The following is an 11,941-nucleotide window of genomic DNA, read 5'->3' as shown; positions in this document are numbered from 1 at the left end:
GACAGCGATTGTGCGGTTCACTGTCAGAAAATTTTGATGAAGCCGCGCGAAGTGCTTCACGTTATACACAACGGGTTAACAGAGTCTTCACAGCGTTAGCCGTGCCGTTGTACCAGCACAGATCCCACTGAATATCCTGCGCCAAACGAGCAGATCAGCCCGACATCGCCATCACTCAAGTCGTCGGAATACTTTGAAAAAGCGATGATTGATCCGGCAGAAGAGGTATTCGCGTAATCCTGAAGGATATTGGGCTGTTCGCCCGCTTCTGGTTCACGACCGAGAACTTTTTTGCCAATAAAATCGTTCATCGACTTGTTGGCCTGATGCAGCCATATGCGTTTGAGATCAGAGGCTTGAACGCCCTCGGCAGACATATGATTGCCGATGTGATCCGCAACCATCGGCAGAACTTCTTTAAAAACCTTTCGGCCATTTTGCATGAATTGCATGTCGCGCCGATCCGCTACACCATCTGGGCGGGAGCGGCGCAAATAGCCGTTATTGTTGCGAATATTATTGCTGAACTCGGTGGCGCAGCGCGTTGATTTAATTTCGAAATAGGGACCAGTTGCATCCTCGGCCCGCTCGATCAGAACCGCCGTTGCCACGTCTCCAAAGATAAAGTGGCAATCACGGTCGCGCCATTCCAGATGGGCGGAGCAAATCTCTGGATTGACGACCAACGCCGAGCGGATCGAGCCAGAGCGGACCATATCGGCAGCGGCCTGAATGCCAAAGGTCGCCGAAGAGCAGGCGACATTCATGTCAAAGGCGAAGCCGTTGATTTTCAGCAGGTCCTGTATTTCGATGGCCACCGCTGGATAGGCGCGCTCCAGGTTGGACGCGGCACAAATGACGGCATCCACATCAGCGGCTGTTTTGCCCGCGGCGGCTAGCGCTTTGGTCGCCGCATCCAACGCCATTTCGGCCATAATACTCGGCTCGTCGTCCGTGCGCTGCCGCAATAGGGGGTGCATCACGGTCGGATCAAGAATGCCTGTTTTATCCATGACATAGCGTTGTTCAATGCCGGAGGCTTTGACGATAAATTCTTCGGACGAATGCGCTTTGGCAGACAGGTCACCGGCCTCGATCGCTGTTTGGTTTTCCGCATTGTAGAGGTCGACATACGCGTTGAAGGACGCGACCAACTCGGCGTTGGTGATGACCTGTTCAGGGGTGAAAACGCCGGTTCCGGTGATCGCTGGTGTGTACATGGTAAACCTCTTAATTGCGGCAGGTTAGCCTGCTTCGGTGGGCATATAAAGCCTTGCTAGGTTAACGAAGCACCAATGGTTAAACGGCTTGAGGGTCGCTCGGGAGAGATCACCTGCGCATGTTAAGCCCAAGTTAGCGGTTGGCCGGTATATTTGCCAAGAGAGCAACGCAAAAAACTCAAAGGGGGGAGAAAGGATTGGCCACGGGCAAAAGAGGTCTGCCCGCAGCCTTAATGGTTACCCTTGCAGGCTTTTAACGCCGATTTCGTCTTCGGCTTGAGCCTTGATCGCGAGCGCTGCGGCATAGCTGCCTGCGGCGGTCGTGAAGTAAGGGATCTTATCATAAAGCGCGATGCTGCGGATCGACTTAGAATCCTCCACAGCCTGCGTGCCTTCCGTGGAGTTCATGACCAGATTGATGCGCCCGTCTTTCATCATGTCGGTGATATCGGGACGGCCTTCATAAACCTTGTTCACGGTCTCGCAGGCAATGCTGTTTTCTGTCAGCCAAGCTGCTGTGCCACGGGTAGCGACAATGGAAAAATCCTGCTCCAGCAGGATGCGTGCGGCGGTGAGCATGTCGTCGCCTTTGTCACTGTCCTTGATCGACAAGAAGGCACAGCCGTCGCGCGGCAGTGGGTTGCCCGCACCGATCTGCGCCTTCAGGAAAGCGCGGGGGAAATCGCGATCCCAACCCATAACCTCGCCGGTAGAGCGCATTTCGGGGCCAAGGACCGTATCCACACCCGGGAAGCGAGCGAAGGGGAGCACGGCTTCCTTAACCGAGAACCAAGGCATGTTCGGGTCCGCCAAGGTCATCGGATCGCCCAGCGGCAGCACGTCTTCATAGGCGGCTTGTGCATCATAGGGGGCGCGCAGCGGAAAGTTGGAGAGCGGCTCGCCCGCCATGATCCGCGCGGCGATGGAAGCAATGGCACTGTCGGTCGCCTTGGCGACAAATGGTACTGTCCGCGAGGCGCGGGGGTTAACTTCGATGAGGTAGATTTCACCGTCCTTGACCGCAAACTGGATGTTCATCAGGCCAACCACATTTAGTGCCAGCGCCAGCTTGCGGGTCTGGACCTCGACCTCGTCAATAATCTCGCGGCTCAGCGAGTAGGGCGGCAGCGAACAGGCGCTGTCACCGGAGTGGACGCCCGCCTCTTCGATATGCTGCATAATGCCAGCGACATGCACGTCCTTGCCGTCGCAAAGCGCGTCAACGTCTAGCTCGACCGCGCCCGAAAGGTAATTATCTAGCAAAACAGGGCTTTTGCCCGAGACCACGACGGCTTCGCGGATATAGCGCTCTAGGCTGGCTTGGTCGCGCACGATCTCCATCGCGCGGCCTCCCAATACGTAAGACGGCCGGATCACCAGCGGGAAGCCGATGTCGGCGGCAATTTCCAGCGCCTCAGCGTCGGAATGGGCGATACCGTTGTTGGGCTGCTTGAGGCCAAGCCGCTGCACAAGCTGCTGGAAACGCTCACGGTCTTCGGCCAAGTCGATCATATCGGGCGTGGTGCCGAGGATTGGAATTCCGGCCTCTTGCAGGGCATTGGCAAGCTTGAGCGGGGTTTGCCCACCGAATTGCACGATCACCCCGTGCAGGGTGCCGTTTTCCTGCTCGACACGCATGATTTCCATCACATGCTCGAAGGTCAGCGGCTCGAAGTACAAACGGTCTGAGGTGTCATAGTCGGTCGAGACCGTCTCGGGGTTACAATTGACCATGATGGTTTCATAGCCTGCATCCGTCAGCGCATAGCAGGCGTGGCAGCAGCAATAGTCAAACTCGATCCCCTGACCGATCCGGTTGGGGCCGCCGCCGAGAATAACGACCTTTTTGCGGTCGCTCGGACGGGCTTCGCATTCTACATCGCCCATCATCGGCGCTTCGTAGGTCGAGTACATATAGGGGGTCTGGGCCTCGAACTCGGCGGCGCAGGTGTCGATGCGTTTGAACACGGCTTTGACGCCGAGGTTCAAGCGGGCGCGGCGCACGTTGTCTTCGTTGCGGCCAGTCAGGATTGCGAGGCGGGCATCGGTGAAGCCCATCATCTTGAGGTGGCGCAGGCCGGTTTCGGTCAGCGGCAAGCCTTCGGCGCGAACCACGGCCTCGGCGTCGATGATCTCGCGGATGCGCGCAAGGAACCAAGGATCGTATTTGGTGATGTGGTTGATGTCGTCGTCCGACAGTCCGACGCGCATCGCTTGGGCAATCACCCGAATGCGGTCAGGGGTTTGACGGGCCAGTTCGCGGGTGACGGCGGCATGGGCTTCGGGCGTGAGTTCGCCCAGTTTCGCATGGTCCGCCGAAACGCCGGGGATGGCGATTTCGTCAAAGCCTGTCAGGCCCGATTCCATCGAGGCCAGCGCTTTTTGCATCGACTCGTGGAAGGTGCGGCCGATGGCCATGGCTTCGCCCACCGATTTCATCGCGGTGGTTAGGTTTGGCTCTGACCCGGCGAACTTCTCGAAGGCGAACTTCGGGATCTTGGTGACGACATAGTCGATTGTCGGCTCAAAGCTGGCTGGCGTGACGCCGGTGATATCGTTGTCGAGTTCGTCCAACGTGAAGCCGACGGCGAGCTTTGCGGCGATCTTGGCGATCGGGAAGCCGGTGGCTTTGGAGGCCAGCGCCGAAGAGCGGGACACGCGGGGGTTCATCTCAATGACCACCATGCGGCCATCGGCGGGGTTAACGGCCCATTGCACGTTGGAGCCGCCGGTTTCCACGCCGATTTCGCGCAATACCGCGATCGAGCGGTTGCGCATGATCTGGTATTCTTTGTCGGTCAGGGTCAGCGCAGGCGCCACGGTGATGCTGTCGCCGGTGTGCACGCCCATCGGATCGATGTTTTCAATCGCGCAGACGATGATCGCGTTGTCAGCGGTGTCGCGCACCACCTCCATCTCAAACTCTTTCCAGCCGAGCAGGGATTCGTCGATCAGGATCTGGCCCATTGGCGAAGCGTCCATGCCCGAACGGCAGAAAAACTCGTAATCTTCGCGGTTATACGCCACGCCGCCACCGGTGCCGCCCATCGTGAAGGCGGGGCGGATAATGGCAGGCAGGCCGACATAATCGAGTGCTTCGACAGCAATGGCCACGCCCGCGGCGAGGTCTTTTTTACCGTTGGCGCCCTTGGGGGCGGTGACGATGGTGGCTTTGGGGTTTTCGATACCCAGACGGTCCATCGCGTCGCGGAAGAGCTTGCGGTCTTCGGCCATCTCAATCGCTTCGCGCTTGGCGCCGATCATCTCGACGTTGAATTTCTTCAACACGCCCATTTCTTCGAGGGCCAGCGAGGTGTTGAGGCCGGTTTGGCCGCCCATGGTCGGCAGCAGCGCGTCGGGGCGCTCCTTTTCAATGATCTTGGCGACGATTTCGGGGGTGATTGGCTCGATATAGGTCGCGTCTGCCAACCCTGGATCGGTCATGATCGTCGCAGGGTTGGAGTTGACGAGAATGACACGGTAGCCTTCTTCTTTGAGGGCTTTGCAGGCCTGTGCGCCGGAATAGTCAAATTCGCAGGCCTGTCCGATCACGATAGGACCCGCGCCAATAATCATAATCGACTTGATGTCGGTTCTTTTTGGCATCGGTTGGCCCCTTTGTGCAGCTATTTCAGGTCGTGCCGGCGCGCGGAAGTGGCAGAGAGGTCCGGGCGCGACAAAATTGCTCCGCCTTATAGGGAAGAAGGGGCAGGGTGCAAGGGAGGATTGGGGGGCAGCCGCCAAAGCCTCGGGAAATTTATGGTCAAATGGAGTTATAGGCGGCGCGCGGCGGCTGTGGGGGCTGTGCGTGATAACTGGACAAATCCGGCTTGCTGTGACACTCCGGCGCGCAACAGGAGATCAGCTATGTCCAGCCCCATCGTCACCAGATTTGCCCCTTCGCCGACCGGTTACATCCACGTCGGAAACCTGCGCACGGCGCTGATGAACTTTTTGATCGCACGCAAGGCGGGCGGGACGTTCATTTTGCGGATTGATGACACCGATCCGGAGCGCTCCAAAGAAGAGTATGTCGACGGAATTAAAGAAGACCTGACATGGCTCGGGATCGAGTGGGACCGGATCGAGCGGCAGTCTGAGCGCATGGACAAGTACCGTGCCGCAGCAGACGAGTTGCGCGAAAAGGGCCGGTTTTACGAAGCATTCGAAACACCGACCGAGTTGGACCTGAAGCGCAAGAAGCAGCTGAACATGGGCAAGCCGCCGGTCTATGACCGCGCGGCGCTTGCATTGAGCGATGCCGAGAAGGACAAATTGCGCGGCGAGCGCGGTGCCGGTGTGTGGCGCTTCAAGCTCGACCAGCAGCGGATCGAGTGGAAAGACGGCATTCTGGGCGATATCTCGATTGATGCGGCCAGTGTCTCGGACCCTGTGTTGATCCGCGGTGACGGGTTGATTTTGTATACGCTGGCGTCGGTTGTTGATGATACCGAGATGGGCGTTACCCATGTTGTGCGCGGGTCGGACCATGTGACCAACACCGCGACGCAAATCCAGATCATGCAGGCTTTGGGCAATGGCACATTGCCGTCTTTTGCGCACCACTCGTTGTTGACCGGGCCGCAGGGCGAAGCCTTGAGCAAGCGTTTGGGCACTTTGGCGTTGCGCGATTTGCGTGCACAAGGGGTGCAGCCATTTGCCTTGCTGAGCCTGATGGCACGGTTGGGGTCGTCTGATCCGGTCGAGTTGCGCAGCGAAATGGCGAGCCTGATTGACGGGTTTGACATCGGGCATTTCGGCTCGGCGCCGACCAAGTTTGATGTGGCAGATTTGTTTCCGCTGACCGGGCGGTATTTGGCTGGCCTGACTTACGATGAGGTGGCGGACGAGATTGCCGCACTTGGTGTCCCTGCGGATAAGGTACCGGCTTTTTGGGAGGCAACGCGCGAGAATATCGAGACCTTGCATGATCTGAAGGCATGGTGGGAAATGTTCCGCGATGGGGCCGATCCGGTGATTGAGGATGGCGACGAGGCGTTTATCGTCGAGGCGATGGCTTTGTTGCCAGAGATGCCATTTGATGAGACCACTTGGGGCAGTTGGACCTCTGCTGTGAAAGAGGCCACCGGGCGCAAGGGGCGCGGGTTGTTCCGGCCTTTGCGGCTGGCGCTGACCGGGCAGGAGCACGGGCCAGAGATGGCGGGTGTGATGCCCTTGATGCAGGTTGTGAAAGCGCGGGCCTGATCCGCAGGCCGCTCGGCTTGTTGCGGGCCATAGGATCGCTTCGCAGGGAGTTTTTTGGCCAAATGAAATTCGGCGCACGCTAGTTGATGAAGCGCGGGCCGAATTTTGGCCACAGCGGTGAGTTGAGGCGTCGGGGCCTAGGGTTTTTCAGTTTCAGTGACCGTTTGACTGCGGTGTTTCACGCGCGCCGATAGGCGGGTCAGGTGATCATCGACCGATGCGGTTTCTGCGCTGGTCAGCGCTTGGGCGCGCGGATAGCGCGGCTCGGCGCGGTCGTTCAGGACCGGTGTGTCCCAGCCGTCGGTGGTGGCAAAGAAATTATCCACGCCGGTTTCCCCGAATTCGCGCAGAAACCCTTGGACGACGACATCCAGATAGCTGAGCAGGATCACATGATGGCCCTGAGCCAAAGCGCTTTCATCAGGCACGCGGTAGTGCGAGATATCAGGGGCTGGCGCCAGACCGTGGACCACGGCACCGCCCGAGGCAATCCGCTGATACCCTCCCTCGCGGGTATCAAGCGCAACCCAATCGGCACCGGGCACTGCGGCAATCAGCCCTTCAATGGTGCTGTCTGGGTCCGGTTTTACGCTGAGAAATACGGTGTCGCGGCCACCTGTGCGCACCCAGCTGCGACGCCAGCCTTGCAGGCGCGCCGGTTGGGCGTCGGGGTAGGCATGTGTGTTGCGGTTGACGAGGCTACCGTAGCCGAAAAAATATGGGATCATAACGTGCTGGGTTAAATCACGCGGCTGCAATCTGTTCAACCACCTGCATGAGCACGCTTGACGACAGGGGCAGCGGCACACTACCACTGCGCCAACGTCACGGGAGAATCGACGCAAGTTGATGCCGAAGGAGCAACCGCCCCGGAAACTCTCAGGCCCAAGGACCGCGACGCAACACGAACACTCTGGAGAGTGATGCCAAGTGCATCCGCCGAAGGGATAACGATCTCAGGCGACAGGACAGAGGGGGCACGGGTGGGTCGCATCATGCGGCACGCATGTGCCGGTTTGGTCGATGACTTCCGGTATTGGGCAGGGGACCGGAATGACCGATTTGAAACGCACGCCGCTTTACGATTTGCATGTAGAACTGCGCGCCAAGATGGTGCCGTTCGCGGGCTATGAGATGCCGGTGCAATATCCGCTGGGCGTGATGAAAGAACATCAGCAGACCCGCGAGGCCGCAGGCATATTTGATGTCAGCCATATGGGGCAGGTGATCTTGTCAGCTGGATCCTGGGAGTCGGTTGCCTTGGCGTTCGAGACGCTGGTACCGATGGACGTGCTGGGCTTGGAAGACCGGCGCCAGCGCTATGGATTTTTTACCAATGAAGCGGGCGGGATCGACGATGATCTGATGTTTGCGCGACGCGGCGATGATTTGTTTGTGGTGGTGAATGCTGCTTGCAAGGATGCGGATATCGCGCGGATGAAGTCGGCGCTGGAGCCGCAAGTGACTGTCACCGAATTGACCGACCGCGCGTTGATTGCCGTGCAGGGCCCAAAGGCCGAGGCTGCTGTTGCCGCGCTCGACCCTGCAACGGGGGCGATGCGGTTTATGGATGTGCGGGATTTGCAGTTAGGCGACGTTGCGGTTTGGGCGTCGCGTTCGGGGTATACCGGCGAGGACGGCTATGAGATTTCGGTGCCTGCCGCGCAGGCTGCTGCTATGACGCAGGCGTTGTTGGCCCACGACTGGGTCGAGATGATCGGGCTTGGCGCGCGGGATTCATTGCGGCTGGAGGCAGGATTGTGCCTTTACGGTCATGACATTGATGCGGAGACCAATCCGGTGGAGGCCTCATTGCTTTGGGCGATCCAGAAGGTACGCCGCAAGGATGGCGACCGTGCCGGCGGCTATGTCGGGGCGGGGGCTGTACTGGATGCCTTTGCGTCTGGTGTGAGCCGCAAGCGCGTGGGGCTTTTGCCCGAAGGGCGTGCCCCGATGCGCGAGGGCGTGGCGGTCTTTGATGCGGCCGAAGGCGGCCAGCAGGTCGGCACCGTGACCAGCGGCGGCTTTGGGCCGACCGTGGGCGGGCCGGTTGCCATGGGCTATGTCGGCACCGAACATGCCGCCGTCGGCACGGCGCTTTGGGGCGAGGTGCGCGGCAAAAGGATGCCGTTGCACGTTGCCAAACTGCCGTTCGTTGCCGCAAACTTTAAACGTTAAACCGAACAGACGATTCCAACAGGGGAACACAGAGATGAAATTTACCGAAGAGCATGAATGGCTGCGCGTCGAGGGTGACGAAGTGGTTGTCGGCATCACCATCCATGCCGCAGAGCAGCTGGGCGATGTTGTATTCGTGGAACTGCCCGACGAGGGTACGGTCGTCAGCAAAGACGACGAGGTTGTGGTGATCGAGAGCGTCAAGGCCGCGTCGGATATTCTGGCGCCGGTGGACGGCGAAATTACCGAAGTGAACACGCCTCTGACCGATAACCCCAGTATGGTGAATGATGATCCACAGGGCGAAGCGTGGTTCTTTAAAATGAAGCTCAGCGATCCGTCGCAGATGGACGATCTGATGGATGAAGCTGCCTATCAGAAATTCATCGCGTAATATGCGCTGCCCCCGTCGGAGCCTCCGGCGGGGATATTTTTAGTCAAGAAGAGACAAAGTGTCATGACATTCAAGCCGACAGATTACTTGCCATATGACTTCGCCAACCGTCGGCATATCGGGCCGTCTCCGGCCGAGATGTCAGACATGCTCAAGGTCGTGGGTGCCGCGTCCCTGGAGGCATTGATTGACGACACGCTGCCGAAGGCCATCCGCGCCAAGCAGCCGCTGGATTTTGGCAAGGCGATGTCCGAGCGAGAGGTGCTGGAGCATATGCGCGTGGTGGCGGGAAAGAACAAGGTTCTGACCTCGCTGATCGGGCAGGGATATCACGGCACGGTGACGCCGCCGGCAATCCAGCGAAACATTCTGGAAAACCCTGCGTGGTACACGGCCTACACGCCCTACCAGCCCGAAATCAGTCAGGGGCGGCTTGAGGCCCTTTTGAACTTCCAGACCATGATTAGCGACTTGACGGGGCTGGAAGTGGCGAATGCGTCCTTGCTGGATGAGGCAACAGCCTGCGCCGAGGCGATGACCATGGCGCAGCGGGTGTCGAAGTCGAAGAAAACGGCATTCTTTGTCGATCGGGATTGTCACCCGCAGAACATCGCGGTGATGCAGACGCGGGCGGCACCTTTGGGGATCGAGCTAATAATCGGCGATCCTGAGAAGATGGATGCGAGCGCGGTTTTTGGAGCGATTTTCCAGTATCCGGGCACGTACGGCCACGTGCGGGACTATACCAGCCATATCGCGGCTTTGCATGAGGCGAGCGCGATCGGGATCGTTTCGGCAGACCCGCTGTCACTGACGCTGTTGAAAGAACCGGGTGAGATGGGGGCGGATATCGCCGTCGGCTCGACCCAGCGGTTTGGCGTGCCTGAAGGATATGGCGGGCCACATGCGGCCTATATGGCTTGCCGTGATGCGATGAAGCGCGCGATGCCAGGGCGGATTGTTGGTGTGTCAATCGACGCACATGGCAACCGTGCCTACCGTCTGTCCTTGCAAACCCGCGAGCAGCATATCCGCCGCGAGAAGGCGACATCGAACGTCTGTACGGCGCAGGCGCTTCTGGCGGTTATGGCGTCGATGTATGCGGTGTTCCACGGGCCGGAGGGGCTGAAGGCGATCGCCCAGCGGATCCACCGCAAGACTGTGCGTCTGGCCAAAGGGTTGGAAAGCGCGGGTTTCAAGGTCGACCCGAAAGATTACTTTGACACGATCACCGTGGATGTCGGCCCGCTGCAGTCGGCGGTGATGAAATCCGCCGTGGATGAGGGCATCAACCTGCGCCGTGTCGGTGAAACCCGCGTCGGTATCAGCCTTGATGAGCGCACCCGTCCGGACACCATCGAAGCGGTTTGGCGGGCCTTCGGGCTGACGCAGGCCGATGATGATTTCACGCCTGAATACCGTGTGCCAAGCGAGATGCTACGCACCTCGACTTACCTGACGCATCCGATCTTTCACATGAACCGCGCCGAGACCGAAATGATGCGCTATATGCGGCGTCTGGCGGACCGCGATCTGGCGCTGGACCGCGCGATGATCCCGCTGGGGTCCTGCACGATGAAGCTGAACTCGGCCGCCGAGATGATGCCGGTAAGCTGGCGGGAATTTTCGCTGATCCACCCCTATGTGCCAGCCGATCAGGCGTTGGGCTATAAGGAGTTGATCGACGATCTGTCCTCCAAGCTGTGCGATATTACCGGCTATGACGAGATTTCGATGCAGCCTAATTCGGGTGCGCAGGGCGAGTATGCAGGGCTTCTGACCATTGCGGCCTATCACCGGGCGCAGGGCGAGGGGCATCGCAATATCTGTTTGATCCCGATGAGCGCGCATGGCACCAACCCTGCCTCGGCGCAGATGGTCGGCTGGAAGGTCGTGGTGATCAAAACGGCGGAGAACGGCGATATTGATCTCGATGATTTCCGCGCCAAGGCCGAGCAGCATTCGGCAAACCTTGCCGGTTGCATGATCACCTATCCTTCGACGCATGGTGTGTTCGAGGAAACCGTGACGGACGTGACCCGCATCACCCATGAGCACGGCGGACAGGTCTATATCGACGGGGCCAATATGAACGCGATGGTCGGGCTCAGCCGTCCGGGCGATCTGGGCGGCGATGTGAGCCACCTCAACCTGCACAAGACCTTTTGCATTCCGCATGGCGGCGGCGGGCCGGGCATGGGACCGATTGGCGTGAAATCGCATCTGGTGCCGCATCTGCCGGGCCATCCGAACGCGGGGGGGACTGCGGTTTCAGCGGCTCCCTTTGGCTCACCTTCGCTGCTGCCGATCTCGTGGTCCTATTGCTTGATGATGGGCGGCGAGGGGCTGACGCAGGCGACGCGCGTAGCCATCCTGAACGCCAACTACATCGCCAAGCGGTTGGAAGGCGCGTATGACGTACTCTACAAAGGCCCGTCCGGCCGCGTGGCGCATGAATGTATCTTTGATGTGCGCCCGTTTGAAAAGACCGCGGGGGTTACCGTTGACGATGTGGCCAAACGCTTGATCGACTGTGGTTTCCACGCGCCGACAATGAGCTTTCCAGTTGCGGGCACTTTGATGGTTGAGCCAACGGAGAGCGAAACCAAAGCCGAGCTGGACCGGTTCTGCGACGCGATGCTGGCGATCCGCGAAGAGATCCGTGAGATCGAAGAAGGCCGGATGGATGCGGAGAACAACCCGCTGAAAAACGCGCCACATACGGTCGAGGATCTGGTGCTGGAATGGGGCGACCGGCCTTACAGCCGCGAGCAGGGCTGCTTCCCTCCGGGTGCATTCCGCGTCGACAAGTACTGGCCGCCGGTCAACCGTGTAGATAACGTGCATGGCGACCGCAACTTGATCTGTACCTGCCCGCCGATGGAAGACTATGCCGAAGCGGCGGAGTAGGTTTAAAAAGAAAACCACCCCGCACAAATTGCGG

General features: G+C 59.3%; 7 protein-coding genes and 2 riboswitches. Of the genes, 4 read left to right on the top strand and 3 right to left on the bottom strand.

Features of this window, described 5'->3' with window-relative positions; translation table 11 throughout:
* Window positions 1-95: 95 nt before the first annotated feature.
* Together BM174_RS01050 and carB are read right to left on the bottom strand one after the other, a co-directional pair.
* Entirely contained in the window at window positions 96-1,220 is a 1,125-nt protein-coding gene (locus BM174_RS01050; protein ID WP_093921968.1) for a beta-ketoacyl-ACP synthase III, read from the bottom strand.
* Between the two features lie 237 nt (window positions 1,221-1,457).
* Complete coding sequence (gene carB, locus BM174_RS01045) at window positions 1,458-4,826, bottom strand: carbamoyl-phosphate synthase large subunit (protein ID WP_093921967.1); 3,369 nt, start codon at window positions 4,824-4,826, stop codon at window positions 1,458-1,460.
* Window positions 4,827-5,087: 261 nt separating this feature from the next.
* Here carB and gltX point away from each other — a divergent pair, with 261 nt between their 5' ends.
* A complete protein-coding gene (gltX, locus tag BM174_RS01040) occupies window positions 5,088-6,425 on the top strand; it encodes a glutamate--tRNA ligase (protein WP_093921966.1) in 1,338 nt (445 codons plus the stop codon).
* A 137-nt stretch (window positions 6,426-6,562) separates the two neighbouring features.
* Here gltX and BM174_RS01035 read toward each other — a convergent pair whose 3' ends face one another.
* Window positions 6,563-7,153, bottom strand: coding sequence for a gamma-glutamylcyclotransferase family protein (locus tag BM174_RS01035; RefSeq protein WP_093921965.1), 591 nt, complete (start codon window positions 7,151-7,153; stop codon window positions 6,563-6,565).
* A 90-nt stretch (window positions 7,154-7,243) separates the two neighbouring features.
* Window positions 7,244-7,330, top strand: a riboswitch (glycine riboswitch).
* A riboswitch (glycine riboswitch) is annotated at window positions 7,331-7,407 on the top strand.
* A 71-nt stretch (window positions 7,408-7,478) separates the two neighbouring features.
* On the opposite strand from BM174_RS01035, the gene gcvT reads away from it, so the two are divergent.
* The 3 genes from gcvT (at window position 7,479) to gcvP (ending at window position 11,907) form a co-directional block, all read left to right on the top strand.
* Window positions 7,479-8,603, top strand: a complete 1,125-nt coding sequence (gene gcvT / locus BM174_RS01030; protein ID WP_093921964.1) for a glycine cleavage system aminomethyltransferase GcvT — start codon at window positions 7,479-7,481, stop codon at window positions 8,601-8,603.
* A 34-nt stretch (window positions 8,604-8,637) separates the two neighbouring features.
* The gene (gcvH, locus tag BM174_RS01025; RefSeq protein WP_093921963.1) at window positions 8,638-8,997 is read left to right on the top strand and encodes a glycine cleavage system protein GcvH; all 360 of its coding nucleotides are present in this window, start codon (window positions 8,638-8,640) and stop codon (window positions 8,995-8,997) included.
* Window positions 8,998-9,060: 63 nt separating this feature from the next.
* On the top strand, window positions 9,061-11,907 hold the full coding sequence (gcvP, locus tag BM174_RS01020) for an aminomethyl-transferring glycine dehydrogenase (RefSeq protein ID WP_093921962.1): 2,847 nt from the start codon (window positions 9,061-9,063) through the stop codon (window positions 11,905-11,907).
* The last annotated feature ends 34 nt before the right edge of the window (window positions 11,908-11,941 follow it).

Source organism: Sulfitobacter brevis (assembly GCF_900112755.1).
Taxonomy (GTDB): Bacteria; Pseudomonadota; Alphaproteobacteria; order Rhodobacterales; family Rhodobacteraceae; genus Sulfitobacter; species Sulfitobacter brevis.
This window is presented reverse-complemented; position numbering and strand designations above follow the sequence as displayed.

Excerpts from the sequence above, each read along its gene's own strand:
- BM174_RS01050 (WP_093921968.1), bottom strand. The coding sequence starts at position 1,220 with ATGTACACACCAGCGATCACCGGAACCGGCGTTTTCACCCCTGAACAG.
- carB (WP_093921967.1), bottom strand. The coding sequence starts at position 4,826 with ATGCCAAAAAGAACCGACATCAAGTCGATTATGATTATTGGCGCGGGT.
- gltX (WP_093921966.1), top strand. The coding sequence starts at position 5,088 with ATGTCCAGCCCCATCGTCACCAGATTTGCCCCTTCGCCGACCGGTTAC.
- BM174_RS01035 (WP_093921965.1), bottom strand. The coding sequence starts at position 7,153 with ATGATCCCATATTTTTTCGGCTACGGTAGCCTCGTCAACCGCAACACA.
- gcvT (WP_093921964.1), top strand. The coding sequence starts at position 7,479 with ATGACCGATTTGAAACGCACGCCGCTTTACGATTTGCATGTAGAACTG.
- gcvH (WP_093921963.1), top strand. The coding sequence starts at position 8,638 with ATGAAATTTACCGAAGAGCATGAATGGCTGCGCGTCGAGGGTGACGAA.
- gcvP (WP_093921962.1), top strand. The coding sequence starts at position 9,061 with ATGACATTCAAGCCGACAGATTACTTGCCATATGACTTCGCCAACCGT.